This is a genomic window from Saccharopolyspora sp. NPDC047091 (genome assembly GCF_040643635.1).
Taxonomy (GTDB): Bacteria; Actinomycetota; Actinomycetes; order Mycobacteriales; family Pseudonocardiaceae; genus Saccharopolyspora_C.
The window spans coordinates 64,749-90,365 of record NZ_JBEYUS010000004.1 but is presented as its reverse complement, the minus strand read 5'-3'; the positions used below and the strand labels follow the sequence as shown (position 1 = coordinate 90,365).

At 72.1% G+C, this 25,617-nt stretch carries 24 protein-coding genes; 10 read left to right on the top strand and 14 right to left on the bottom strand.

Annotation, left to right across the window (positions count from 1 at the left end):
• Nucleotides 1-42: 42 nt before the first annotated feature.
• A complete protein-coding gene (locus ABZ805_RS03595) occupies nucleotides 43-699 on the top strand; it encodes a TetR family transcriptional regulator (protein ID WP_358433737.1) in 657 nt (218 codons plus the stop codon).
• 318 nt (nucleotides 700-1,017) lie between these two features.
• Here ABZ805_RS03595 and ABZ805_RS03590 read toward each other — a convergent pair whose 3' ends face one another.
• Both ABZ805_RS03590 and ABZ805_RS03585 read right to left on the bottom strand, forming a co-directional pair.
• Nucleotides 1,018-1,803, bottom strand: a complete 786-nt coding sequence (locus ABZ805_RS03590; protein WP_358433734.1) for an alpha/beta hydrolase — start codon at nucleotides 1,801-1,803, stop codon at nucleotides 1,018-1,020.
• A 234-nt stretch (nucleotides 1,804-2,037) separates the two neighbouring features.
• Nucleotides 2,038-2,964, bottom strand: coding sequence for a DMT family transporter (locus ABZ805_RS03585; RefSeq protein WP_358433731.1), 927 nt, complete (start codon nucleotides 2,962-2,964; stop codon nucleotides 2,038-2,040).
• A gap of 77 nt (nucleotides 2,965-3,041) precedes the next feature.
• Between ABZ805_RS03585 and ABZ805_RS03580 the strand changes: the two genes are divergently transcribed.
• The gene (locus ABZ805_RS03580) at nucleotides 3,042-3,932 is read left to right on the top strand and encodes a LysR family transcriptional regulator (RefSeq protein ID WP_358433871.1); all 891 of its coding nucleotides are present in this window, start codon (nucleotides 3,042-3,044) and stop codon (nucleotides 3,930-3,932) included.
• Nucleotides 3,933-3,997: 65 nt separating this feature from the next.
• Here ABZ805_RS03580 and ABZ805_RS03575 read toward each other — a convergent pair whose 3' ends face one another.
• A complete protein-coding gene (locus ABZ805_RS03575; protein ID WP_358433728.1) occupies nucleotides 3,998-4,846 on the bottom strand; it encodes an EamA family transporter in 849 nt (282 codons plus the stop codon).
• Nucleotides 4,847-4,887: 41 nt separating this feature from the next.
• Nucleotides 4,888-5,613 carry a YqcI/YcgG family protein gene (locus ABZ805_RS03570; protein WP_358433725.1) on the bottom strand — a complete coding sequence of 242 codons (726 nt, stop codon included), beginning with the start codon at nucleotides 5,611-5,613 and terminating at the stop codon, nucleotides 4,888-4,890.
• A gap of 520 nt (nucleotides 5,614-6,133) precedes the next feature.
• Here ABZ805_RS03570 and ABZ805_RS03565 point away from each other — a divergent pair.
• Nucleotides 6,134-6,847, top strand: a complete 714-nt coding sequence (locus tag ABZ805_RS03565; protein WP_358433722.1) for a haloacid dehalogenase type II — start codon at nucleotides 6,134-6,136, stop codon at nucleotides 6,845-6,847.
• A gap of 184 nt (nucleotides 6,848-7,031) precedes the next feature.
• Here ABZ805_RS03565 and ABZ805_RS03560 read toward each other — a convergent pair whose 3' ends face one another.
• From ABZ805_RS03560 to ABZ805_RS03540, 5 genes are all read right to left on the bottom strand, one after another.
• A complete protein-coding gene (locus ABZ805_RS03560) occupies nucleotides 7,032-7,973 on the bottom strand; it encodes a PfkB family carbohydrate kinase (protein WP_358433719.1) in 942 nt (313 codons plus the stop codon).
• On the bottom strand, nucleotides 7,970-9,439 hold the full coding sequence (locus ABZ805_RS03555) for a cytosine permease (protein ID WP_358433716.1): 1,470 nt from the start codon (nucleotides 9,437-9,439) through the stop codon (nucleotides 7,970-7,972). The genes ABZ805_RS03560 and ABZ805_RS03555 overlap by 4 nt, the downstream gene beginning before the upstream one ends.
• Nucleotides 9,440-9,444: 5 nt before the next feature.
• Entirely contained in the window at nucleotides 9,445-10,461 is a 1,017-nt protein-coding gene (locus ABZ805_RS03550; RefSeq protein ID WP_358433713.1) for an ADP-ribosylglycohydrolase family protein, read from the bottom strand.
• Complete coding sequence (locus ABZ805_RS03545) at nucleotides 10,458-11,189, bottom strand: GntR family transcriptional regulator (RefSeq protein WP_358433710.1); 732 nt, start codon at nucleotides 11,187-11,189, stop codon at nucleotides 10,458-10,460. Before ABZ805_RS03545 ends, ABZ805_RS03550 begins: the two co-directional genes overlap by 4 nt.
• A gap of 82 nt (nucleotides 11,190-11,271) precedes the next feature.
• A complete protein-coding gene (locus tag ABZ805_RS03540; protein ID WP_358433707.1) occupies nucleotides 11,272-12,504 on the bottom strand; it encodes a hypothetical protein in 1,233 nt (410 codons plus the stop codon).
• A gap of 384 nt (nucleotides 12,505-12,888) precedes the next feature.
• Between ABZ805_RS03540 and ABZ805_RS03535 the strand changes: the two genes are divergently transcribed.
• The gene (locus tag ABZ805_RS03535; protein WP_358433704.1) at nucleotides 12,889-13,779 is read left to right on the top strand and encodes a CPBP family intramembrane glutamic endopeptidase; all 891 of its coding nucleotides are present in this window, start codon (nucleotides 12,889-12,891) and stop codon (nucleotides 13,777-13,779) included.
• Between the two features lie 16 nt (nucleotides 13,780-13,795).
• Here ABZ805_RS03535 and ABZ805_RS03530 read toward each other — a convergent pair whose 3' ends face one another.
• Nucleotides 13,796-14,470, bottom strand: coding sequence for a response regulator transcription factor (locus tag ABZ805_RS03530; protein WP_358433701.1), 675 nt, complete (start codon nucleotides 14,468-14,470; stop codon nucleotides 13,796-13,798).
• Complete coding sequence (locus tag ABZ805_RS03525; RefSeq protein WP_358433698.1) at nucleotides 14,467-15,741, bottom strand: histidine kinase; 1,275 nt, start codon at nucleotides 15,739-15,741, stop codon at nucleotides 14,467-14,469. The genes ABZ805_RS03530 and ABZ805_RS03525 overlap by 4 nt, the downstream gene beginning before the upstream one ends.
• A 589-nt stretch (nucleotides 15,742-16,330) precedes the next feature.
• Here ABZ805_RS03525 and ABZ805_RS03520 point away from each other — a divergent pair.
• Nucleotides 16,331-16,534 carry a cold-shock protein gene (locus ABZ805_RS03520; RefSeq protein WP_358433695.1) on the top strand — a complete coding sequence of 68 codons (204 nt, stop codon included), beginning with the start codon at nucleotides 16,331-16,333 and terminating at the stop codon, nucleotides 16,532-16,534.
• 142 nt (nucleotides 16,535-16,676) lie between these two features.
• Here ABZ805_RS03520 and ABZ805_RS03515 read toward each other — a convergent pair whose 3' ends face one another.
• Both ABZ805_RS03515 and ABZ805_RS03510 read right to left on the bottom strand, forming a co-directional pair.
• Complete coding sequence (locus ABZ805_RS03515) at nucleotides 16,677-16,811, bottom strand: hypothetical protein (RefSeq protein ID WP_358433692.1); 135 nt, start codon at nucleotides 16,809-16,811, stop codon at nucleotides 16,677-16,679.
• A gap of 12 nt (nucleotides 16,812-16,823) precedes the next feature.
• Nucleotides 16,824-18,257 (bottom strand): OFA family MFS transporter, encoded by a 1,434-nt coding sequence (locus ABZ805_RS03510; RefSeq protein WP_358433689.1) that lies wholly within the window; start codon nucleotides 18,255-18,257, stop codon nucleotides 16,824-16,826.
• Nucleotides 18,258-18,698: 441 nt separating this feature from the next.
• Between ABZ805_RS03510 and ABZ805_RS03505 the strand changes: the two genes are divergently transcribed.
• Together ABZ805_RS03505 and ABZ805_RS03500 are read left to right on the top strand one after the other, a co-directional pair.
• Nucleotides 18,699-19,115 (top strand): DUF485 domain-containing protein, encoded by a 417-nt coding sequence (locus ABZ805_RS03505; RefSeq protein WP_358433686.1) that lies wholly within the window; start codon nucleotides 18,699-18,701, stop codon nucleotides 19,113-19,115.
• Nucleotides 19,115-20,728 carry a cation acetate symporter gene (locus ABZ805_RS03500; protein WP_358433683.1) on the top strand — a complete coding sequence of 538 codons (1,614 nt, stop codon included), beginning with the start codon at nucleotides 19,115-19,117 and terminating at the stop codon, nucleotides 20,726-20,728. The genes ABZ805_RS03505 and ABZ805_RS03500 overlap by 1 nt, the downstream gene beginning before the upstream one ends.
• Before the next feature lie 63 nt (nucleotides 20,729-20,791).
• Here the strand turns inward: ABZ805_RS03500 and ABZ805_RS03495 are convergent, their stop codons facing one another.
• Nucleotides 20,792-22,855, bottom strand: coding sequence for an EAL domain-containing protein (locus ABZ805_RS03495; RefSeq protein WP_358433680.1), 2,064 nt, complete (start codon nucleotides 22,853-22,855; stop codon nucleotides 20,792-20,794).
• Between the two features lie 215 nt (nucleotides 22,856-23,070).
• Here ABZ805_RS03495 and ABZ805_RS03490 point away from each other — a divergent pair, with 215 nt between their 5' ends.
• The 3 genes from ABZ805_RS03490 to ABZ805_RS03480 all read left to right on the top strand — a co-directional run bounded on the left by ABZ805_RS03490 (nucleotide 23,071) and on the right by ABZ805_RS03480 (nucleotide 24,694).
• On the top strand, nucleotides 23,071-23,487 hold the full coding sequence (locus ABZ805_RS03490; RefSeq protein ID WP_358433677.1) for a hypothetical protein: 417 nt from the start codon (nucleotides 23,071-23,073) through the stop codon (nucleotides 23,485-23,487).
• Between the two features lie 671 nt (nucleotides 23,488-24,158).
• Entirely contained in the window at nucleotides 24,159-24,365 is a 207-nt protein-coding gene (locus tag ABZ805_RS03485) for a hypothetical protein (protein ID WP_358433674.1), read from the top strand.
• Nucleotides 24,366-24,412: 47 nt separating this feature from the next.
• Nucleotides 24,413-24,694 carry a WhiB family transcriptional regulator gene (locus ABZ805_RS03480; protein WP_358433672.1) on the top strand — a complete coding sequence of 94 codons (282 nt, stop codon included), beginning with the start codon at nucleotides 24,413-24,415 and terminating at the stop codon, nucleotides 24,692-24,694.
• The last annotated feature ends 923 nt before the right edge of the window (nucleotides 24,695-25,617 follow it).

Here is a 25,617-nt window from a genome sequence, read left to right as displayed (position 1 = left end):
CAACACATGTTGATATCAGGATTCGGGCGGTACCTTGCCGACATGACCGAGCACCCGAATCCCGCCACCACGGCGCGCCGCGGACGTCGGCCGGGGGCGAACACGACCCGGCAGGCGATCCTCGACGCGGCCCGCGCCCGGTTCGCGGCCGACGGCTTCGCCGCGACGACGATCCGGCGGGTGGCGGCCGACGCCGGGGTCGACGCGTCGCTGGTGATGCAGTTCTTCCGATCGAAGAGCGGGCTGTTCGCGGCGGTGATGTCCGTCCCGCCGGACGCCCTGGAGCGCTTCAGCATCGCCTTCGAGGGAACCGAGGACGGCCTCGGCGAACGGGTGGTCCGGGCGTTCCTGGCGGTGTGGGAGGAGGACGCGCGCAGCTCGGAGCCGCTCATGGCCATGCTCCGGGCGGCCATCGTCGACGACCGGGCCAACGAGCAGCTGCGCGAATTCCTCCAGGAACGGCTGATCGTCGCGGCCACCGCGTCCCGCGCCATCGACGACGCGGAGCTCCGGGCGGGCATCGCGGCCTCGATGCTGGTCGGGCTCGTGGTGGGGCGCGGCATCGTCGGCGTGCCCGCGCTCACCGGAGCGGACCGGGAGACCCTGGTCGAACTGGTCGGGAACGCGGTGCAGGGCGTGCTGGCGCCGGGGTCATCGGGCGACGACGGGCGGGCGGCCGGGCCCGGCCTTCGTCGCTGACCGCAGCGGAACGGATCTCCGGCCGCGGCGTCGACGCGTCGTCGGTCCCGCGGCCCGGGTTCCGCGCCGGTGCTCCCGAACCGCGCAGCCGGGAGTGCCGCACCGGATCCGGCCAGGAGCGCGTCGCCGCCCAGGTCGGCCGCACCGCCAGGCCTTCCGCGCTCTGCGGCGTGCCGTCAGGGCCGGGGTGGAGACCGGCGGAGCAGGGTGGACGCGTCCGGCAGGCCGAGCGCCCGGCCCCGCCGGGTCACCCGTCCCCGCTCGGTCGCACGTCCCGCCGGATCATCCGTCCCTGCCGCACCACCCGTCCCCGCCAGGTCACCCGTCGGCGAGCAGGGCGGCCGTGGCCTCCGGTGATTCGACGTGGAAGTGGTGGCTGCCCAGGTCGACGGGCACGATGCGGAGGCGGTCGCCGTAGCGCTCGACGGCCTCCGGCGCGAGGATCTCGCGGACCGCGAACACCGTGATCGGCTGCCGGACTTCGCGCAGCGCGGCATCCATGTCCCAGCGCACCAGGCCTTCGATCGCGTGCAGGCCGGCGGGCCTGCGCACGGCCGACATCCGCCGGACGTAGCCGTCCTGCACCGCCGGATCGGTGCCCTCGGGAGACCCGCCCGCGACCATCGCCCGCGTGGCCGCGGTGAAGTCCGAGCCGAACGCCCGCACCACCGCGTCGATCCGCTGCTCGTCCTGCGCGGGGAACAGCGACAGGTAGTGCAGCGCGTCCAGCGCGATCACGCGCGAGACGACGTCGGGCAGCTGCCGGGCGGTCTCGACGGCCACCGCGCCGCCCATCGAGTGCCCGGCGACGATGCAGCTCTCCACCGCTTCGGCGGCGAGCACGGCGGCGACGTCGCGGGCGAACTCCGCGATCGTGAAGGTCTCCCGCGCGGATCGGGATTCGCCGTGCTCGGCGAGATCGATCGCGAGGACCCGGTGGTGCCCGGGGAGGAAGCCGATCACCCCGTCGAAGTCGGTGCGGTCGCAGCCCCAGCCGTGCAGCAGCACCAGGACGGGTCCGTCGGCTGGGCCGGTGACCGCGTACCGGATCGTCGTGTCGTGCGGCCGCTGGACTTCGCGGTTCTCGATCCGGCACGTCGTCATCCCAGGCGTCCTCTCGTTGCCGCTGCGCTGATCCGAACCGGTAACGACAGGTTCGCAGGAAGAATTCCCCGACACCGCAGCGGAATCGGATTCCGGCGAGGCGCCGTTGCGCTTCCGGTGCGAGCGCGGTGCCTGCCGCCGTCCGTCCACCGGCCGGGACGCGCGAGCACCACCCGTCGTGCGACGAGTCCGGTCGCCCGCAGCGGATGTCCGGGCCGTGCGCCGCCGGAAGTCCTATGTGGATCGACCCGGCCGGTTCGCGAACCACACGGCGACGACCACGGCCGCGCACCCGGCCAGCTGCACCGCGGTCGGGGACTCGTGCAGCACCAGCACACCCAGCCCGACCGCCAGCACCGGCTGCAGCAGCAGCAACGACGCCGACGTGCCCGGCGCGAGCCCGCGCCCGCCCGCCGCCAGCAGCAGCCACGCGGCGACCTGGCCCACCAGCGCCAGCAGCACGAGCCACAGCCAGGACGGCGCGGGCAGGTCCACCGAGATCCCGGTGGTGACCGCGCCGACGCCACCCGTCACCACCGCGGCGGCCGCCGTCGCCAGGCACACCGGCGCCACCACGTGCCGCGGGCTGCGATGCCCCGAGAGCCGGTTGAGGTGCAGGTATCCGGCGTAGGCGACCCCGGACGCCACGCCCAGCAGCACCCCGCGCCCCTGGTGCGCCGACTGCGCGCCCGGCGCGAGCAGGCCGCTGGTCAGCGCGATCCCGGCGATCAGCACCGGGCAGGCGAGCAGGAAGCGCCGCGCGATCGGCGTGCCGCCGAACACCAGCGCCAGCAGCGGGAACGCGATGACCTGCACGTTGTTCAGCACGGTCGCGATTCCCGCGCCCACGTCGAGGATGCTCTGCGTCCACAGCACGTAGTCCAGCCCGAGCAGGACGCCCGAGGCCACCGCCCAGCGCTGCAACGCGGGGTCCAGCGGGCCGTGCCCGCGGTGCTCGCGCACGGCCAGCGGCACCAGCGCCACGAGCGCGATCGCGCAGCGCAGGAACGCCGCGGTGCCCGCCCCGACCTCGGCGAGCTTCACGAACAGCGCCGACCCGGACAGGCACCCCGCCCCCGCCACGACCAGCAGCACCGGTGCGGGGACCGGCCGGGCGGTGCGGGTGCGGGCAGGGGAGGGCGCCATGCGATCGAGGACCATGACTTCCACGGTCGCAGTCGCGACCGAGAAACACCATTGACCAGTTCTTACCCCGACGCGTTAGCCTCGCTGACGTGATGAGCTGGGAACGGCTGCGGGTGTTCGCCGCGGTCGCCGAACACGTGTCGATCACCGCCGCCGCGGAAGCGCTGCACCTCACGCGGCCCGCGGTGTCGCAGCACGTGCGCAAGCTGGAGCGGGAGATCGACTGCAGGCTGGTGGAGCCGGACGGGCGCGGCATCCGGCTCACCGCCGCCGGGCACGTGCTCGCCGCCGCCGCGCGCACCGTCTCGACCGCGGTCCAGGACGTGGAGCGCGACCTCGCCGACTTCCACGAGCAGCTCATCGGGCCGCTGCGCATCGGTGCCGTGCCCAGCGCGCTGCGCTCCTTCGTGCACGACGCGCTGCGCGCGCTCACCGAACAGCACCCGCGGGTGAGCCCGAGCGTGCGCGACGGCGAGGTCATCGAACTGATCCCCGCGCTGCGGGCCGGTCGGTTGGACGCCGTGGTGCTGGAGAGCTGGACGAGCCTGCCCGCCCGGATGCCGCCCGGCGTCGCGCTCACCGAACTGCTCGCCGAGGACGTCCAGCTCGCCGTGCCGGACGGCCACCCGCTGGCGCAGCGGTCCACCGTGCACCTCGGCGAACTGCGCGGGCAGCGGTGGGCCAGCTCGCCACCGGGCACCGAAGCGCACGAAGCGCTGGTGCAGACGCTGCGCGCGCACTCCCTCGACGCCGACGTGCCTTACTGCGCGACCGACTACGCGACGCAGTTGTCCGCCGTCGCCGCGGGCCTCGCCGTCGCGCTCATCCCGCGCATCGCGCGGACGCCCTGCCCGCCCGGGGTGCGGCACGTGCCGTGCACCCCGACGCTGACCCGCAGCATCGCCGTCGCCACCGCGGAGAACCCCACCGCTCCCGCTGTCCAGTTCGTCGAGGAACTCCACCGCGGCACCCGCGACCGGTAGCTCCGCGACAGGTCGGCGCGAGGACGGCATCGCCGTGAACGTGCCGCCGAGGAGGCTCGGCGCCGTCAGCCCGCGGCGGCCGCCGCGTCCGGTTCCGCGGGTTCCGACATCCAGACGATCGAAGCGCCGGACACCACGACGAGCGCGATGCCGAGCAGGGCCGCGGTGCCGATCGCCTGGTGCAGCAGCAGGAGGCCGATCAACGAGCCCACGACCGGGTCCATGCTGAACAGGGTTCCGATCACGCGGGCCGAGGACACCCGCGCGGCCACGGTGTCGACGGCGTAGGGAATGGCCACTCCGATCACCGCCGAGATCGCGAGCACCAGCCACTGGTGCCCGGTGACCGAAGCCGCGGCGCCCACCCCGAAGGGCAGCGACACGACCGCGGCGACGACCGTCGACAAGGCGAGCCCGGAGAGGCCCTCGTCGGACTTGCCGACCCGCTCCGCCGCCAGCGTGTAGAGGGCGAAGAAGAACGCGGCACCCAGCCCGAACGCGAAGCCCGCGGCGTTGAAGTACCCGCCAGGGCCGGAGATCAGGACGACGCCCGCCAGCGCGGCCAGCGCGCACAGCCCTTCCCGGACGCGCCGGGAGGTGAACAGCGCCACCGCGCACGGGCCGAGGAACTCGAGGGTGACCGCGATGCCGAGCGGAATCCGGTCGATCGCGGAGTAGAGGCAGATGTTCATCGCCGCCATCGCGATGCCGTACCCGAGGACGCCCGCCCACTCGCTCCTGCTCCGGCCGCGGAGCCGCGGGCGGAACACGAGGCAGAGCAGGACCGCGGCGATGCTCATGCGCAGCGAGCTCACCGCCATGGGGCCGATCGGGTCGAACAGGCCGGACGCCACGGCCGAGGAGGTCTGGATCCCCACCGAACCGATGACCACCAGCCCCAGTGCTCTGCTCACGCCGCGGCGATCGGCATCCGGCCGTTCCCGAATTTTCGCGGTCATGTCGGCTCGTTCCGCTCCTGCTCGTTGTCGAGGTCTTCGCCGGTCATCGGGAGGTAGGGGCAGGTATTGGTGTCGCCCAGGGAGAATTGCGGCAGTTCCGGAGCCTCGCCGTGAGTGCCGAGGTGGGGAGAAGGCGGAACGCCATCATATTCGACCAGCCGCTCCCGGATGGTGGTTCGCGCCGCCGCGGCGCGTCGCGGCAGCCGGTCGAAGCTGGCCCGGGATTGCACCACCAAGGTGAAGCACTTTCCGAGATTCCTGCTGCGCCGGCGAACGTGGTGCCGGGTGCTGATGTTGATGAAGAAGTCGATACCGCGATACCAGAAGTTCCAGTTCGGATCCTTCGGATCGGTGGGCGCGTCGGACGGCCACGCGCCGCCCTCCCGGAGCAGGGTCAGCAGCAGTTCCCGCGCGGTCGCGCAGTCCTCGTCCAACGAGTCCGATTCGATGCCGTCGAGCCACAGGACCACCACCTGGTCCGGGTTCGCCGCGATGGCGTCGACGGCGAGGTCCATCAGGTGGACGACCGCGTGCGGGCCGCGGACGTCGCCGTGGCCGAAGAGCAATTCGTCCCTGCGGAACGCCTGCGGGGCGAACACGCACGGGAAGTCCTCCGCCCCGGCGGTACGGGCGAAGTCGAGGAAGTGTTCCGCTGTTCCTGGTGCGCCTTCGGAAGCGCGGAAGAGTGAGCCGAGAACCGGCATGTCGATCTTACCCCCCACGGATGAAGCGGATTCGATGGAGAAAGATGTCGGGAGGTGCGGGGAATGGCGCTTTCGCCGTCGGCGGAAGGGCGCTTCCCGTTCAGCGCGAAGTGAGGGTGCGAATGCGGAGCGGAATGCCTCGTCGAGGCATCCCGGATTTCCGCCGCATCACGTCATCCCCCGTGTGAGCCCCAGAAATGCTTGCTGGGTCGATCGTGCCAGAACGCCTGTCCGGGGCGCAGCCGGCCGAAATGTGATGTGCGGCACGGAAATATGTGACTTGATGCGTCTTCAGGGTGAAAAGGAGAGCGGGAAGGGTGAAAAGAAGGTGCTCGCATTCTTCTCGAACCGCACTCGGCCGCCGCGGCCGCCGGGAAGGACGGCTTCGGCACCCCGGCCCACTTCAGGAGCACGCCGGGGCGCGGACGCCCCGGGTCTCCGCCGCCACAACCAGAAGTCGTTCGCCGCTTGCGCCGAGCTCCGGAACGTGGTGTGACTGGTAGGTCGGCGAATCCGCGACGACCGGCGAGGAGGCGGCATGCTCGACGACGTGCAGGTGGTGGCGTTCGACATCTTCGGCACCGTGGTGGATTGGCGCACCGGCATCACCGAGCAGGTCGGCGCCGTCTTCGCGGATCGCGGTGTGGCGCTCGACCCGGCGGGGTTCGCCGATTCCTGGCGGGACCGCTACCTGCCCGCGATGGCGCGCGTCGACCGCGGTGAACGGGAGTGGGCCACCCTGGACGCGCTGCACCGCGAATCGCTGGACGAGCTGCTCGCCGAGCGCGGGATCGCCGAGGCGGTGGGCGAGGCCGACCGGGCGCGGCTGGTGCGCGCCTGGCACCGGCTGCCCGCCTGGCCGGACAGCGCGGACCTGCTCGCCCGGCTGCGCACCCGCTACGTGGTGGTGGCGCTGTCCAACGGCGGGTTCCGGTTGCTGACCGACCTGCTCAAGGCCGCCGAGCTGACCGTCGACGCGATCACCTCCGCCGAACTCGCCCGCAGCTACAAGCCGTCCCCGGCCGCGTACCTGACCACCGCTCGGCTGTTGGACGTCGAACCGCACCGGCTGCTGCTGGTCGCCGCGCACCGCTGGGACGTCGACGGGGCGCGCGCCGCCGGGCTGCGCACCGCGTTCCTGGAACGCCCGGGGGAGAAGGGGCCGCACCGCGAAGCGGACCGCGCCGCCGACGTCACCTGCGACATCGCCGCGACCTCCGCCGCCGAGCTCGCGACCCGCCTCGGCTGCTGAGGCCTGCGCCCGCTCCGGCCGCACCGCCCCGGTGGCCGTTCGCGGACACCGATCCAGGAGTCGCCGCGGTGGCCGCCCCGAACTGCCGCAGGACGCCGCGGGCCGCCGCGACGCCCGGGACCACCGCGCGACGTCCCGGACTTCCGCACGACGACGCGGTACTGCACGACGACGCGGCGGCCTGCTACCGGACCCGACCGGTGCGGACCACCGCGTCGACCTCCGCGGCGGTGGGCGCGGTGGCGGGGCCGGAGCGGGTGACCGCGAGCGCGGCCGCGATGCCCGCCCGCCGGACCGCGGATTCGAGGTCGGCACCGGCGGCCAGCCGCGCGCACATCACCCCGGCGTGCGCGTCGCCCGCGCCGTTGGTGTCCACCGCGTCGACCGCGGGGGAGGGGCACCACAGCCCGTCGCCACCGGGCCGCGTGAGCAGTGCCCCGCGCGGTCCGGCGCGCAGCACCACCGTGCGGCCGATGCCGGTGGCGAGCGCGGCAGCGACCGCCGCCGGATCGTCGGGTGGCTCGAATCCCAAGCGCCGCAACAGGATGCGCGCTTCGCGCTCGTTCGTGGTCCACACGTCGGCGCGGTCCAGCAGCACGCGCACCGCGTCGAGGTCGGCGTCGTCGATCACGGGGGCGGGATCGACGACGACGCGGCCCGGGGCGGTCGGCAACCACTCCAGCAACGCGGCGCGGTTGGCGTCGTGCACGAGGGAATAGCCGGACGCGTACACGACGTCCTCGTCGCCAGGTCCGGTGCGGCGCAGCTGCTCGGCGTCCACTTCGGACTCCGCTCCGGCGGTGGAGGCGAACGTCCGCTCCGCGCCGTCGTCGACGAGCGCGATGCTGAACCCGGTGTCCCGGTGCGGATCGGCCGGTGCGGTGAGCTCCACGCCCTCGGCGCCGAGCGCCGCCCGCACCACGTCTCCGAACGGCCCGGTCCCGTGCCCGCCCGCGTACACGACGCGGGCCCCGTCGCGCGCGGCGGCGAGCATGACGTTCACCCCGCCGCCCGCGAGGAACTCGTGCCCGGAGGCGAACACGTCGCCGCCCGGCGCGGGCACCGCGGGCACCCGCAGCACCAGGTCCACGACGCCCTGCCCGGTGTGGATGACGCGCCCGCTCACCGCGGACCCGCCGCGGAGCGCAGGCCGAACACGGCGTACAGCAGCCCGCCGACGACGGCCGCGGCCAGCCATGCCATGCCGTTCACACCGATCCAGCTGTCGTGCAGCGGCCCGGTGTACCACGGCACGTCGCCCGGCGTGACCTGCATGAACAGCGCGGCGAAGACGATGGCGGCCAGCCACGGGCCGAACGCGACCCACCGCACCCCGCCGCGGTAGTGGTAGGCGCTGCGCGACGTCAGGTCCATCAGCGCCACCGGGTCGTACTCGCGGCGCCGCAGCATGTCGACCAGGAAGATCCCCACCCACGCCGAGATCGGCACGGCCAGCAACGAGATGAACGTGGTGAACGGCCCGTAGAAACCGTCCGCGACCAGCAGGAACAGCAGCGAGGCGACCGTCGTGACCACCACGTCCACGATCACCGCGTACACCCGCTTCACCCGCAGCCCGAGGGTGAGCGTGGTCAGCCCCGCCGAGTACACCGACAGGTGGTTCGACAGCAGCAGCCCGACGAACGAGATCAGCATGTAGCCCACGGCGACCGGCAGCGGCAGCGTGTCGCGGATCGCGTCCAGCGGGTTCGCGGACGTGGCGATCGCCGGATCGGACGAGCCGAGCACCGATCCCATGCCGATCATGACGACCAGCGGGATGCCCGCCCCCGCGGACGCGGACATCACCAGCGGCACCGCCCGCACCGTCGACGCCTGGTAGCGGGCCATGTCCGCCCCCGAGTTCGCCCAGCCGATGCCGGTGCCCGCGACGATGGTCCCGATCCCGGTCAGCACCGCGGCGAGATCCCCGCCGGGGGCGCGGCCGACCTCCGCCCACTCGATGTTGACGACCAGGAATCCGAGGATGACCAGGTTCGCGGCCCCGAAGATCCAGGTGGACCACTTCTGCACGACGAGGATCGCGGCGTGGCCCATCCCGGAGACGGCGACGGTGAACCCGACGAACAGCGCCACCCCGACGACGGCGACGATCGGCGCGGACTTCGCGTCCCCGCCGGTGCCCGTGAGCAGCGAGACGATGGTGACGATGGCGAGCGCGGCCGTGGCGGTGTTCACCGTCTCCCAGCCGAGCCGCGAGATCAGCGCGACCGCGGTCGGCCCCGCGTTGCCGCGAGTGCCGAAGAGGGCGCGGGACAGGGTGAGGCTCGGCGCGCCGCCGCGACGTCCGGCGACGGAGATCAGGCCGACGACGGCGAAGGATCCGAACGAGCCGAGGAACGCGACGAGCACCGCCTGCCACGCGGACAGGCCGAGGGCGACGAGGCTGACGCCGAGGGGCATGCCGACCACGGAGATGTTCGCGGCGAACCACACCCAGAACAGCTGCAGCGGATTCCCGGTGCGCTCGGCGGCGGGCACCGGCTCGATGCCGCGCTGCTCCACCGCACCGAGCGCGCCGGCCGGGGGTGCTTCCGGCGCGCTCGCCGCCGGGGATCCGGTCTCGGACACAGGGGTCACCTCATCATCTCCGTTGACGATCGCCGCACGGCGAGGAGCCGCCGCGCGAGTGGTGCCGGTTCCAGGGCGTTGACCGCCAGGACCCGGTGGACCGCCGCTTCGGGGAACGCGGCGGTGCCGTGCACGGCGCCCAGCACGGCTCCGGCCATGGCGGCGACGGTGTCGGTGTCGCCGCCGAGGGAGGCCGCGGTGCACAGCGCTTCGAACGGCGCGTCGGCGCCGCGTTCGACGAGCAGGAGGGCCGCGACGACCGACTCCTGCGACTGCACCGAGGTGCCGACCACTTCGTAGAGGAAGGTCTCGAACTCCGCGGTGCCGAGCCGCCGCGCCTGCGCGCGGAAGGCCTCCAGCCGGGCGGGGATCGAACCGCCGGCTACCCAGTGCCCGCGCGACTCGCCGTCGCGGGCCGCGGTGGTGGCGGCCGCGAGCGCATCGCCGACGTCCGCGCCGCCGACGCCCGCGGACACGGCGGCGGCGATCGCGGCGGCCGCGGAGATGCCGAGCCCGGTGTTGTGCGTGACGCGGCTGGCCTCGACGACCGCGTCGAGCAGGCCCTCGCCGGGCACGTGCGCGATGCCGACCGGCGCGATGCGCATCGCGGCGCCGTTCGTGGTCCCGTAGCGGCCGGTCTCCTCGATGGGGGAGCCCGCCTGCAACTTCGCCAGGGCGGCGTTGGTGGACGGCCCGAGCAGGTCCAGCGAGCCGCGCGCCACCATCACCTGCTCCCAGGCGATCAGTTCCTTGGCGAAGGCGTGCGGGTCGATGCTGCCGCCGCCGTCGGCGACCAGCCGGGCGACGATCATCGCCTGGTCGGTGTCGTCGGTGACGGAGCCCGCGGGCATCCCGGGCGCGATCGGCTGGTCGGCCGCGCCGTCGGTGAAGTCCTCGATCCGGCCGTACCGGGCGCGGACCAGGTCGCGCGGCATGGATTGGGTGGGCATGCCGAGGGCGTCGCCGATGGCGAGCCCGAGCAGGGCGCCGTGCGCGCGGTCGAAGTCGGGGCCCGCGCTCATCGCTGGTCGCCGAAGTTCAGCGCGAGGGTGAAGTACCGCGGGTCGAGCAGCGAGACGACGTGCTCGGCGAACCGGCCGTCGTCGGTGAACGAGGTGCGGGCGGTGCGCAGGAACGCGCTGCCCGTCTCGCGGTGCAGGATCCCGGCTTCCCGCTCGTCCAGCCAGTGCACGTCGGCGCGCTGCGTGCCGCGGGTCAGCAGGTATCCGGCCTGGGCGAGGGTCTGCGAGATCGAGCCCTTCACCAGCCCGGTCTCCGGCAGCTGTCCGAGGGTGCCTTCGGCGGGCACGGTGGAGCACTCGAAGGAGATCGGTTCGACGCCGTCGGCGGAGCGCAGGATGCGGACGCGGCGGATCGCGATGCCCCGTTCGAGCCGGACCTCGGGCGGCAGCAGCGGCACGTCGGCGCGCTCCACGCGTTCGAGGCCGAGGACGGCGACGGTGATCTCGCTGCCGCTGTCGGCGAGGGATTGGGCCCAGCCGCGGTCCTGGCTGAGCTGGTGCCCGTTGAAGATGACGAAGGAGCCGCGCCCGCTCTCGGTGGCGATGAGCCGCAGGTGCTGGAGCTCGTTGAGCGCCTGCCGGACGGTCCCGCGGGAGACCTCGAACTCCTCGGCGAGGCGCAGTTCGCCGTCCAGCTTCTCGCCGAGCCGGTAGTGCCCGTCGCGGATGCGCTGCGCGAGGGTGTCGACGATCTGCTGCCGCTTCCCCGGCGAGACCTGTTTATACATGTAGGTACATGTACAGCAGATCGGACGGCCCGGCAACCGCGAGCTCGTCGACCTGCGGGTTCAGGCCGACGAGCCCGGCCCGCTAGCGGACCGGCCTGCGGTCCTGCTCCCGCTGCAGGGCCCGGAACTGCTCGAACCAGCCGTGGCCGCGGCCCGGCAGCCCGTCCGGGGCCGGCTGCACGGTCTTCGACGCGAAGATGCTGTTGAACAGCCACGGCGTCTTGTCCGGCCCGAAGTCCTGCACCATCGGGGTGTCCTGCGCGACGCCGTAGGTGGCCAGCGCCAGCCGACCGGTCGCGCGGAACCGCTCCACCTGCGCCTGCAGGAAGTGGTCGTGCGCCGCGTACCAGCGGCTCGTCGCGCACAGGTCGTCCCACTGCCGCTGCGGCACCGGGGAGTCGATCGCCGCCTGCACCGCCTGCCACACCCGGGTGCCTCCGGGTAGCCCGTAGCGCCGGGCGTACTCGGCCGCCACCGGTTCGCGGAGCTTCGACTTCCAGAACAGCACCAGTGAGAACTCGGTGACCAGGATGCGCTGGTCCGGGCGCAGCTTCGGCAGCACGTAGTCGAGGTAGGTGCCGCAGCCCGCCGGATCGTCCACGTGCGGGTGGATGTCCACGCCCTCCAGCTCCGGGGTGCGCCGGGCGAAGTCGAGCCAGCGGGCCGTGGCGGCGGTCTGCCCGCCCGGCCGGTCCAGGTGGTTCAGCGCCCCCAGGAACAGCCGGGTGCGGCAGTCCGCGCCGAAGTCCCGCCGCCTGCGGTCGATGACGTGCCGGGCCAGCGCCTCGTAGTACTCGTTGAGCCTGCTGCCGCGGTCGGCTTTCCGGGTCTCCAGGAACGGTTCGTTGCCGATGCACAGCAGGTCGATCCGGTCCAGCACGGTGGACAGCACCGCGTCGAGCCGGGCGAGGTCGGCGGCCAGCTCCGGCGTGCCGGGGCGGGGCAGCGGGCGCCCGGAGTTCTGGAACTTCAGCGACATCGCGGTGCCGTAGCCGCGGTCCGAGGCGTCGAGCAGCAGCCGGATCTCGGGCCGCTGCGCGGGATCGGCGCGGTCGGCGGCGTCCACCACGTGGAAGCCGCGCAGCCAGCTCGCGTCGATGGCCCGCAGCTCGGGGAAGGTGACGACGTCCGGGGCGCCGTTGAAGTTCGCGCCCAGCGCGCCGTCCGGCAGGCCGGGCCGTGCGGCGCGGTCGGCTGCGGCCGCATCGACGGGTTCGGGTCCGGCGCCGGGTTCGCGGAGGCCGCATCCGGCCAGACCGGTGCCGGCCGCGGCCAGCAGCAGGCCCAGCCGCCTGCGGGAGAGCTCTCGTCGCATGACGCTCCGTTCCGGGGTCGCGTGATCAGGTCCCGCTCGCGATCGTCCCCGGCCGCGCGGTGCGCCGAACCGCACGGGCGCCGATTTCGGGACATCCCTCGTGGCGGAGTCCGGTCGGTGCTCGTCCACCGCGTGCCGGTCGGAGCGGGCGTGCGCGGCGAGCACCGGTACTCCGTGGACCGGCCCGAGGAGTCCGGCACCGCGGTCGGCCACGCGTCCGGGGTGGTGCCAGGCCCGCTGGACCTGTGCACCCCGGCGGGAAGGAGGTGGCCCGAAACGCGTCCGCAGCGGACTCGCGCGCCGCTTGCAACTTTGGGTGGAGGCGGCGGGGTTCGATCCTTCGAGGCTCGAGCGGAGGTGGGGCCCGCTGGTTGAGTCGGGGACGTGACCACGACAGAGATCACCGCGGGGGAGACCGCGGAACCGATCAGGGGACTGCGCGGGCTGATCCGCCGCCGTCCGATGCTGAGCTTCTTCCTGCTCGCCAACGCGTTGAGCTGGCTGGCCTGGGTGCCCTACATCCTGTCCCGCAACGGGGTCGGGGTGTGGGACTTCCGCTTCCCCGAGGTGCTCGGCACCAGCCAGCTGCTCGGCGTGCTGCCCGGCGCCTACCTCGGCCCGATCGCCTCCGCGCTGCTGGTGACGGCCGTCGCCGACGGGCGCGCCGGGCTGCGCCGGTGGATCGGCCGGATGTGGCGCTGGCGGGTGCGCTGGCACTGGTACGCGATCACGCTGCTGGGCGTGCCGGTGACGATGCTGGCCGCCGGGTACGCCTTCTCCGGCGGGGAGGTGCACGCGCCGTCGATGCTGGCGCTCGCCGCCTACGTCCCCGGGCTGCTCATCCAGATGATCACGACGGGGCTGGCGGAGGAACCGGGCTGGCGGGACTTCGCGCTGCCCCGGTTGCAGCGCCGGTTCGGTCCGCTGGCCGGTTCGATGGTGCTCGGCCCGCTGTGGGCGGTGTGGCACCTGCCGCTGTTCCTCACCGAATGGGGCCGCTGGCCGCACGCGCACTGGAGCCTGCCGGTGGCGTTCGCCGTCTTCTGCATCGCGTTCAACGTCGTCATGACCTGGGTGTTCAACCGCACGGGGGAGAGCCTGCCGCTGGCGATGCTGCTGCACGTGAGCGTGAACAACTTCGCCACGATCATGTGGTCGGAGATGTTCCCGACGATCGACCCGGACCTGGCGATGACCGCGATGGCCTCCGGTGCGGTCGTCACCTGCCTGCTCGTGCTGGTCGGAACCAGAGGACGGCTCGGCTACCGGGGATGAGCGGTGACTGGGCCGGTCAGGAACCCGGCTCGGGAACCGCGACCACGCGGTTCTGGTAGGCCCACACCACGGCCTGCAACCGGGATTGCACGCCGAGCTTCGGCAGCATCCGCGCCAGGTGCGACTTCACGGTCGACACCTCGACCACGAGGGCGCGGGCGATGTCCTCGTTCGACATGCCCTGCGCGAGCAGCAGCAGGATCTCGTGCTCCCGCGGGGTCAGCAGGTCCCCGGCCCGCTGCGCGGTGACCGGTTGGAGGCGGCGGCGGTGCACGAATTCGCGCAGGATCCGCCGGGTCAGCGTCTGGTCGATGGTGCCCCGGCCGGCGGCGACCTGGTGGACCGCGGCGACGATCGCGTCCGGGTCCGCGTCCTTGAGCAGGAATCCGGCGGCGCCTGCTTCCAAGGCGCCGAACACGTAGTCGTCCAGGTCGAAGGTGGTCAGCACCAGCACCGCGACCTGCGGGTCGGCGTCCGCCGCGCACAGCGCGCGGGCCACTTCGATGCCGTTGAGCCCGGGCATCCGGATGTCCAGGCAGGCGACGTCGGGCGCCAGCTCGCGGGCCATCGACAGCGCTTCGGTGCCGTCGCGGGCCAGGCCGACGACCTCGATGCCGGGTTCGCCGCCCAGCAGCGCGGACAACCCGGAGCGGGTGAGGTGCTGGTCGTCGGCGATGAGGACGCGGATCACGCGGGTGCCTCCGGGATCGGTGGCGCGAGCGCCGCGGGGGTCGGGTCTTCGCGGGGGAGCAGCAGGCGCACTTCCCAGCCGCCGCCGGAGGTGGGGCCGTAGTCCAGGTCGGCGCCGACGAGCTGCGCCCGCTCGGCCATGCCGAGCAGCCCGAACCCGCCGCCGGGCCCCGCGCCCGCGGTGGCAGGGGCGCCGTTGCGCACGACGACCGCCAGCCGGTCCGGTCCCCGGGCGCCGATCTCCACCGCGCAGCGGGCGCCCGGGGCGTGCGCTGCCGCGTTGGCCAGCGACTCCTGCACCGCCCGGTAGGCGACGAGCTGGGCGAGCGGGCCGACCTCGCCGGACCCGGAGCCGGGCAGCACCAGGTCGATCTCCGCACCGGCGGCCCGGCGCTGGGCGACGAGTCCGGGCACCGCGTCCAGCGCGGCGACCGGGGCGTCGGCGCCGTGGCCTTCGCGCAGCAGGCCGACGAGCCGGCGCAGGTCGTCGAGGACCGCGGTGCTCTGCTCCCGGATCTCGCGGGCGGCCTGCCGCGCGGCGTCCGGGTCCGAGTCGATCCGGCGGTCGATCACCGCGGCCATCAGCGCGATCCCGGACAGGTGGTGCGCGGCGATGTCGTGCAGCTCCCGGGACAGCGCGGCCCGCTGCTGCGACACCGCGGCTTCCAGCAGCGCGCCCTGCTCGCGCCGCAGCGCCCGCGCCTCCTGCTCGCGGGCCTCCCGGGCGTCCCGCTGCGCCGCGATCACCGAACCGGCCAGCACCGGCAGCCCGACGACGACCAGCGCCTGCGCCGCACCCGCCAGCAGCGCCGCGGGCAGGGCCAGCGCCTCGTCGCGCACCTCGTTGCACGCCTGGGCGACCGCCTCCAGCAGCCACGCGCCGGGCAGCACGATCCGCGGCCACCGCGTCCGGGCCACCACCGCGAGGTACACCGCCGCGATCAGCGCGACCGCGGTGGTGCTGAACGCCGCGTTCGGGCCGAACCAGGCGAGCACCAGCGGTACCCCGGCGACCAGCGGCAGCACCACCTCGGGGCGGCGGTTCGCCCACGTCAGCGCGACCGCCTGCACCAGCAGCACCGCGCCCAGCAGCCACCACCGGCCCTCGCCGGGCGCGGGCAGGTCACCGAGGGTCGGGTCCGCGGCTCCGGCCAGCGGGATCGACAGGAACAGGGCCAGCGACACCAGTCCGCACCCGGCGGCGACCAGCGGGTTCAGCGGGTTCAGCGGTCGATGTGCGCTGCCGGTCGGTGCGCTCGGCGGGTTGCGCATCGGGGCTCCTTCCGCGCCGGGCGCTCCGCGGTCCGGTCGTCCGCGCCGGTCGCGGCACGTGGCGATCCTAGCGAGGTGATCGCGCCGCCCCCGGCACGCCTGGGTCCACAGTGGAATCACGGGCCGCGTCGACGGCGAGCGGTGGCCGCCCGCTCGCCCGCGCCTCCCGTCCGGTCGCCGAAGGTCGCCCGGTGCCCGGATCCAGGCCGCCCGCGCCTCCCGTCCGCAGGCTCGCCCGCGGGCGAGCGCCTCCCGTCCGCGGGCCCGTCCCTCCCGCCCGGTGCCGCTCGTCGCGGCGTGTTCTCCGCCACGATCGGGGGTTCGCCGCGAGCTGAATCCGCAGCAGAGGCGACCACCGGACGGGCGACCGGTGCAGGTGGGGCCGTTGCGGGGTCGACCCCGGCGCGGCGGCGTGTAAGCTTGGCAGCGGTCGTTGTTTCTGGGTTCGTGTTTTGTGCACGCTCGCAGGAGTGCTGATGCGGGCGAGCTGCTGTCTTGGGAGTAGCTGGAGTAGTCGCCGTCTGAGATCCGCGACCCCGGTGCCGGACCTGGCACCGGAACCGACCAGCTACCAGGATGGAGCAAGAACATGGCACAGGGCACCGTGAAGTGGTTCAACTCGGAGAAGGGCTTCGGCTTCATCGAGCCGTCCGAGGGTGGACCCGACGTCTTCGTCCACTACTCGGCCATCGACGCCGGCGGCTTCCGCACCCTCGAGGAGAACCAGACGGTCTCCTTCGAGGTCACCCAGGGCCCGAAGGGCCCGCAGGCCGAGTCCGTGCGCGTGGTCTGATCTGATCTTCGCCGCGCGAGCGGCGTGACCCGGGCCGGGGAACTCCCCGCGTTCCGGGGGTGATCACAGAACTGAGGCCGACCATCCAGCTGGATGGTCGGCCTCAGTTCGTTTCGCCCGGTCGATCACCGGACGGCGCCGCTCACGAGAACAGCTGCGCCGCCTTGATCACGAGCTCGTAGACGCCGATGGCGAACGGGATGCCCACCCACAGCCAGGACACGGCGAGGAGGACGCGGGTGCTCCCGCTCGCGGGCGCGGTCTTCTGCTCGGTCATCTCTCTCGTCCCTCAGCTGCTCTGCTCGCCGGAGGTGCTGGATGCCGTGGCGGCGTCCTCGTCCTCGTCGGCCTTCTTCGCCGCGGAGTCGTCCGCGCCGCTCTTCTCCTCGGCGTCACGGGAACCGGACGCGTCCGGCTCGTGGAACCGGGAGTGCACCGGGCGGATCAGCTCGTTGGCCACGAACCCGATCACCAGCGCACCGGTCATCAGGTAGAACGACACCGTGTACAGGTCCGCACCGGACTTGCCCGCGGCCTCGCCGGAGTCGGCGAGCGCGTCCACGATGGCCGGCCCGAGCACGCCCGCCACCGACCAGGCGGTGAGCAGCCTGCCGTGGATGGCCCCGACCTCGAAGGTGCCGAACAGGTCCTTCAGGTAGGCGGGGATCGTGGCGAAGCCCGCCCCGTAGAACGACATGATCAGCATGGCCGCCACGACGAACAAGGCGACGCTGCTGTCTCCCGCGAACAGCAGCAGCAGGTACGCGAGCGCACCCACCCCGAGGTAGACCCGGTAGATGTTCTTGCGCCCGGTCCGGTCGGACAGCGCCGACCAGGCGAAGCGACCACCCATGTTGGCCAGGGACAGCAGGGACACGAACCCGGTCGCCGCGGCGACGGCCACCGGAGTGCTGGTCCCGGAGAAGAAGTCCTGGATCATCGGGGAGGCCTTCTGCAGGATCCCGATGCCCGCGGTCACGTTCAGGCACAGCACGATCCACAGCAGCCAGAACTGCGGCGTGCGGAGCGCGTTGTTGGCCGAGACCTTGATGGGGTTGATGCTCTTGGCCACCGCGGAGGGGGTCCAGCCCGGCGGAGTCCAGCCCGGCGGGGGAACCCGGACGAGCAGGATGCCGAGGGTCATGAACACGGCGTAGACGATGCCGTGCACCAGGAACGTGCTGCCGATGCCGCTGGTGGTCTTGCCGAAGGCGTCGAGCATCGCGGTCGACCACGGCGAGGCGATGATCGCGCCGCCGCCGAAGCCCATGATCGCGATGCCCGTGGCCAGACCGGGGCGGTCCGGGAACCACTTCATCAGCGTCGACACCGGGGCGATGTACCCGATCCCGAGGCCGATGCCACCGACCACGCCGTACCCGACGACGACGAGCCAGTACTGCCCGAGGTACATGCCCAGGGCGGAGATGAGGAAGCCCGAGGCGAAGGAGATCGTGGAGACCAGCATGGCCCAGCGCGGGCCGCGGGACTCCACGAACTTGCCGCCGAACGCCGCCGACAGCCCGAGGAAGAAGATCGCCACCTGGAACGGGAGCGCGCTACCGGTCCCGGAAATCTGGAGGCTCGATTCCAGCGGGCTTTTGAAAACGCTCCACGCGTAGGCCTGCCCGATGGAAAGATGGATGGCCAGCGCGGCGGGCGGGACTAACCAACGGTTCCAGGTCGGTGGCGCAACGACCGAGAATCCGTCACGCACTGTCACAAGTAAACCTCCTTGGCACAAGGGGTTCCGGCATCTGGTACCGGAAACGCGCCCCGGCACGTGAGGGGCGCACGAATTCGAGATGCTACCTGCCTGGTCAAACGGGAAATTGGCGAACAATCACGGCGACGTGGTCGGAGGGCTCGACCGTCGATCACTCGAAGTGATCAACCCCGGCGTGCTTCAAGGGCCTTGCTACGCACGGGAAAGCGGCCGGGGAAGTCGGACGAAACGTGCGGTCCAATAACAAAACGCCCCAGTTCCGATTACGCCGGGTAGCGTATTGTGCTGGTCTCGTGACCAATGCTGTGACCGTATCGAGACCAATTATTTGCGCTGATGTAGCTGGAAGTTCGGATAGTGCCCGCGCGTGTTTCTAGCGCATGGAGGGGATACACTCCGGATTCCTTGACGCGCGAGCAAGCCCGAAGGACCCACAGCATGCCCCGAACGTCGGAGAACCGAAGCCGAGACCGGCTGGACGGTCAGTACGCCGAACCTAGATTCGGCAACATCTCGAAACACAGCCTCCGGCGCCCGGTGAACTCGGGTGAAACCGATTTCGCCGCAATTCAGGAAAGCGACGATTTCGTCGCCATCCGGCGTCGATTCCGATGGTTCGTGTTCCCGGTGACGCTGCTCGTCCTCGCTTGGTACTTCACCTACGTCGCGCTCGGCGCCTACGCCGAGGAGTTCATGAGCCGGCAGGTGTACGGCTACGTGAACATGGGGATCGTGCTGGGGCTGCTCCAGTTCGTCACCACCGCGATCGTCACCGTGCTGTACGGGCGCTACGTGCGCAAGCGCATCGACCCGCTGGTGGACCGGCTGCGCGAGCAGGAAGGGGCCGACCGCTGATGACGACCACCACCCTCGCGGCCGCCGTCGGCGACCCCACCACCACCGTCAGCGTCTTCGCCGGATTCGTCCTGCTGACGCTGTTCATCGTGTACCGGGTGTCGAACCGGAACACGACCGCCTCCGACTACTACGTGGCGGGCGGCGCCCTCACCGGCGCGCAGAACGGCGTCGCGCTGGCCGGCGACTGGCTCTCCGCCGCCTCGTTCCTCGGCGTCGCCGGGGCCATCGCCGTGCACGGGTACGACGGATTCCTGTACTCCGTCGGATTCCTCGTGGCATGGCTGATCGAACTGATGCTCATCGCCGAACTGGTGCGCAACACCGGCCGGTTCACCATGGGCGACGTGATCGGCTACCGGATGCGGCAGCGGCCCGTCCGCGCGGCCGCCGCGAACACGACGCTGGTCATCTCGTTCTTCTACATGGTCGCCCAGATGGCGAGCGCCGGTGGTCTCGTCGCGCTGCTGCTGGACGTGCAGAGCAAGTTCGGCCAGGCCATGGTCGTCGTGGCCGTCGGCCTGATCATGATCTTCTACGTGCTGGTCGGCGGCATGAAGGGCACCACCTGGGTGCAGATCATCAAGGCGACCCTGCTGCTGATCTGCGTGTCGCTGATGGCCGTGTTCCTCATCGGCCGGTTCTCCTACGACTTCTCCGGGCTGCTGGAGCAGGCGGCGGCGAACAGCCCGCTCGGGCAGGCACTGCTGGAACCCGGCGCGCAGTACGGGCAGACCTCGCTGTCGCGGATCGACTTCATCTCGCTGGCGATGGCGATCGTGCTCGGCATCTCCTGCCTGCCGCACATCATGATGCGGTTCTACACGGTGCCCAGCGCCCGCGAAGCGCGCCGCTCGGTCGTCTGGATCACCTGGACGATGATCGTGTTCTACCTGGCGACGCTGCTGCTCGGCTTCGGCGCCACCGCGCTGGTCGGCTCGGAGGCCATCACCAACGCACCCGGCGGGGAGAACTCGGCGGCGCTGCTGCTGGCCCACCGCATCGGCGGCTCCTGGCTGCTGGGCGTGGTCGCCGCGATCGCGTTCGCCACGATCCTCGCGGTCGTCGCGGGCCTCACCCTCACCGCGTCCGCCTCGTTCGCGCACGACGTGTACGCGAACATCATCAAGCGCGGCAAGGCCGACACCGTCTCCGAGATCCGGGTCGCCCGCATCACCGCGCTCGTCGTCGGCGTCCTGTCCACCGTCGGCGGCATCGCGGCCATCGGGCAGAACGCGGCGTTCATGGTGTCGCTGGCGCTGGCGCTGGCCGCATCGGCGAACCTGCCGACGATGCTGTACTCGCTGTTCTGGCGGCGCTTCAACACCACCGGGACGCTGTGGTCGATGTACACCGGCCTGATCTCGTGCATCCTGCTCATCGCGTTCTCGCCCGCGGTGTCGGGTCGGCCCTCGGCGATGTTCCCCAGCGCCGACTTCGACCTGTTCCCGCTCACCAACCCGGGCATCGTGTCGATCCCGCTGGGCTTCCTGGCGGGCTTCCTCGGCACCCTGTTCGGGAAGAAGGACCAGGACCCGGTCAAGCAGGCCGAGATGGAGGTCCGCTCCCTCACCGGGATCGGCTCCGGCCTCAAGGAACCGCAGCGCGCCTGACGCCCGCCGCACCACCGCGAAGGGCCGCACCGGGGCACCGGTGCGGCCCTTCGCCGTACCGGGTCAGGAGTTCCCGGCCAGCAGCGCGCGCAGGTCGGCGGCCGGGGTCGGGTGGGCGAACAGGAAACCCTGGTAGGCGTCCACGCCCAAGTGGTCGAGCAGGTCGTGCTGGGTGGTGTTCTCCACGCCCTCGGCGATGCACATCCGGCCCATCGCGTGCGCCAGCTCGATGACCGCGCGGACGATGCCGAGGTCCACCGGATCGGTGCCCATCCCGGAGACGAACCGGCGGTCCAGCTTCACGATCTGGGTGGGCAGGTCCTTGAGCCGCGCCAGCGACGAGTAGCCGGTGCCGAAGTCGTCCATCGCGAACCGCACCCCGTCGCGCGCGAGCCCGCTCATCACGCCCCGGGGGCGGGCGGGCAGCTCCACCAGCACCGTCTCGACCATCTCCAGCACGACCCGGCCCGGTTCGATGCCGCTGGCGGCGATCTCGGCGCTGATCTCCTCGTGGAAGCCGTCGTCCTCGGGTGAGAGCCCGGAGAGGTTGATCGCGACGCCCGGCGCGCGGCCACCGATCCGCCGCCAGCCCGTCGCCTCGCGCAGCGCCGCCCGCAGCACCCAGCGGTCCAGGTCGGCGAGCATGCCGCCCTGAGTGGCGACCGGCAGGATCGTGTCCGGGCGCAGCAGGCCGCGCTGCGGGTGCGGCCAGCGCACCAGCGCCTCGGCGAGCGTGATGGAGCCGTCGCGGCGGAACACCGGCTGGAAGTGCAGCTCCAGGCCGTCGTGCGCGAGGGCGTCCCGCAGGTCCTCCTCCAGGGCGAGCTGGGCGGGTGCGCTCGCGGGCGCGCTGCGGCCGTGCCCGCGCCGCTTCGCCTGCAGCATCGACGCGTCCGCCCATCGGATGAGCTCCGCCGGGGTGACGCCGGCCTGCGCGGTCGCCGCGCCGAAGGTGGCCGTGACGCTGAGCAGCCTGCCGCGCAGCGGGGTCGTCGCGCACAGGATGTCCCCGACCGTGCGGTGCAGCGCCTCGAGGCCGCCGCAGCCGGGCAGGTCCGAGCAGATGATGAGGAACTCGTCGCCGTAGAGCCGCGCGGGCGTGCACGACTCCGGCAGCTCGTCGACCAGCCGCCGCGCCAGCAGTGCCATCAGCTCGTCCCCGGCGTCGTGTCCCAGCGAATCGTTGAACCGGGTGAAGTTGTCCAGGTCGCAGAACAGCACCCCGACCCGGTCCGCGGCATCGCCCGACAGCATCGGCGCGAGCAGCTCGTTGACGCCCCGCCGGTTCAGCAGCCCGGTCGGCTGGTCGTGGGTCGCCTGGAAGTGCAAGGCCTCGGTGCGCCGCACCTGCTCGGTGAGGTCTTGGAACACCGCCAGCCAGAACCGGTTCCCGTCCTGGTCGACCGAGGCCGCGCACCGCACCTCGCACCACATCGGTTGCCCGCCCACCTGCGCGAGCCTCCGCTGCGCCACCGAGTCGGGCGCGGGCTCGCGGCCCGGTGGCACCGCGCGCGGCACCAGCCCGGCCACCCCGTCCAGCGGGTGCATCAGCTCGCCGGCCAGCAGGCCGTGCGGGCGGTACCCGAGCAGTTCGCACAGCGCGCCGTTGGCGTCGAGGATGCGGTCCCGCTCGTCGAGCAGCGCGATCCCGGTCGGCGCCAGCTGGAACAGGTCGGTGAACCGGCGGTCCGAGCGCTCCCGCTGCGCGACCGCCTCCGATTCGTCGCGGGTCACCTTGATGAACCCGTCGAGGGTGCCGTCGGTGGTGCGCTGCGCGGTGATCACCACGTGCGCCCAGAACGCGGAGCCGTCCTTGCGCAGCCGCCAGCCGCGGTCGATGAAGAAGCCGTGCGCGGCGGCCTGTTCGAGCTCCCACTCTGGATAGCCGGAGTTGACGTACTCCGCCGGGTAGAACGTGGAGAAGTGCCGCCCGATGATCTCCGCGCTGGTGTACTGCTTGATCAGCTGGGCACCGCGGTTCCAGGTGGTCACCCGGCCCTGCGCGTCGAGGGCGAAGATGGCGTACTCGCGCATGTCGGCGGCCAGCGCGCCCAGCAGCCGTTCGGTCTCCACCTGGGTTCCGGTGCGGTGGAAACCGGTGCCGGGCAGGGGAGGGAGTGCGTTCACCAGATCTCCGTTTCGCGGCACTGCGCGGGAGGTGCCGAACCGGTCGCGCCCGCCGAGGGAGAAGCCCGCACCGGACGCCCGACCGTGGCCGAGGCGGCTCACGGTACCGCCGAACCGGTGACACCGGCAAGAATTCGGGTCAGGGCTTTCGGCTCTGTGCGGGCGGTTCCCGGCGGGGCAGCGTGGTGATCGGAGATCCCGCACCGGAGGTCGTGATGGCCACGCTCGTTCCTCATCCCCGGCAGCGGCCCACCGCCTGGGTCGGCTGGGTGTACTTCGCGGCTTTCCTGCTGGTGCTGACGGGAGTCGTGCACATCGTCAACGGCTTGTTCGTGCTGGCCCGGCCGGTCGGCGCGCGGGTCGCGGCCGACGGCCGGTGGGTGCCCGTCGACCTCTACGGCGTCGGTCTCGGCTTCCTGCTGCTGGGCGTGGTGCTGACCGCGGTGGGGCTGGGCCTGTTCGGCGGCAGGCTCTGGGCGCGGGTGGTCGCGGTCGTGCTGGCGGTGGTGAGCGTGCTGGCGAACGTCGTGCTGTTCGCCGCATCCCCGCTGTGGTCGATGGTGGCGATCGTGGTGGACGTGCTGGTGGTCTACGCGCTGGTGATGCACGGCAGGGAGGCGTGGCGTGGTTGAGCTCCCCGGTCACCGCCCGTCCACTTCGGATTCACAGTGGACTCGGTATTGCGCCGTGATGCGTTCGAAATGGGTTGCTGGACAACATCGAATGTTGTGGTTAAAGTGGCGGGCATCGGATCGCGTGACATAGCACCGCGTTCCGGTGTCCATCGCGTTGCGCAGCGGCGGTTTCGCCGTAGGGGCAGTGCCGTGCGGTGGTTCGTCCGGCCGCTGGCCGGGTGTCTCGGAATTCATTTCGCTCCGTGTCGAGTCGTCGCACCGGCACGTGAGTTCCCTTTCAGCTGGACCGGGTAGTTCGGGGCTCCGCCCGGTCCCAGCGCACGACCTGCCGAACAGGAGAAGAGTTGCTGGGCCGACACCAGGTCCCGGTCCGCCCGCGGTGGAGACCGGTCGAATCCCCGTGCCCACCGCCCTCCCCGGGTGGTGCCGATTCGGGTGGCCGTGAGCCTCGAGGGGCTTGCTGAGCTGCGACGACGCCGTCGCGCTGCATGTCCGTTCCACCGCACTGCGCCGTAGTGCGGCTGCTCGCCGAGCACCGCACCGGCGCCCCTTTTCCGCCGCGTCCGCGAGGTGATTCCCGCCCCGCGAATCCGCGGCGCGCCCGATCTTCCGCTGATCCCGCGCCGACTCGCTCCGCTGCCGGGATCGACCTTTGGAAAGAAGTGAATATGAACGACGCCGTGCGCTGGTGGCCTGGTCTTCTGCAGAAGATGCTGCACCACGTGCCCGCCGATGCCCGCCAAGTCCGCATTGGCGGAGTGGACGGGCGAGTGGCCTTGTGCGGATGCGTGACCGTTCCCGCATTCGGCAGCAAGCTCGACGAGTGGTCCCGCTGCGAAACGTGCGTGCGCGACCTGGCCGGTCCCGGCCGCTGAACATCGAGCAATTCCCACCCGTGACTTCGCCCGAAAGAGAGGTACGAATGATCAAGATCGTCGATGCGATCACCGCCCCGGCCGGTGCGGCCGACTGGTACCAGTCGGCGCTATGCGCCCAGTCCGACCCGGACGCGTTCTTCCCGGAGAAGGGGCAGTCCGGGAAGATGGCCAAGCGCATCTGCGCGTCCTGCGAAGTGCGCGAGGACTGCCTGCGCTACGCGCTGGGCAACGCGGACCTGTCCGGGATCTGGGGCGGGCTCAGCGAAAGCGAGCGCCGAGAACTCCGCGTCGCCGCCCGCACCGAACTCGCCGCGGACGCGGCCTGACGTACGTCCACTTCGGATGGAAGACGCGCCCGTGATGTTCCGCTGGAACGGTCTCACCAGGGTGGCCGTCGAGCTGAGGTCTGGCGCGCCCCGGTGGGCGGCCGGGAACGAACTCGACGGCAGGAGAGCGGTGGTCCGGTCCGGACGACGGCTGAGCCGCATGCGAAGAGCGAAACGAAGCCGCGCGGGAACAGGTGCGTGGCTCGATGGAGAAGTTCAACCGGCAGACCCGCCTGCAGCTGGAGCTGCAGAAGGCGCCGCACCTCCGGGGACGGGCTGGTCGCCGCCGCAGCGGGCTCCTCGGGATCGTTGCGCTCCCTGGGCTTCAGTCCCCGCCGCCTTCCAGCGCAGCAGCCCGAAGCGGCTTGCCCGCACCACCACCGAAACGGTGCGCCGCGCCGCCGCGCCGCCGCGCAGGTGCAGCAGCAGTCCGAGTTGACGAACCGACTGGCGACGGCCTTCCCGGCCTGCTCGACGGGTCACCTTCGCTGCGTGGCCTGCTGCTGGAACCGCACCTGTCCGATCCTGCGCCGCTGCGGCAGCACGAACGTCCCGCGCTGCCCGGCCCTGCGGACGCGGCAACGGCAACGGCAGGCAGTGCTGGCCGCGATGAGCGTTGCCCGGGGGCCAGGGCCGGATTCACGCTGCGGCTACCGGCTTCGGCGTCGCCACCGACCGGGCCGTGCCAGAACTGTCCTAAATGGACACCTACGAGCCTGAGCCACCTGAGCCGACACCGGTACCGGACCGGCGGGGCGGCGGCTGGCTCGCGGAAGCGATGTTCGACCGGCCCAGTCGGGACAGCTGGCGCACCCAGCTGCTGCTGTTCCTCGCCGAAGGCGCCGTGCGTGGGTTCGAGGGCTGCGACCGGGAGAAGCCGTCGACGCTGCCGATGATGACCCGGTCGCCGCGCGCTTCGGTGT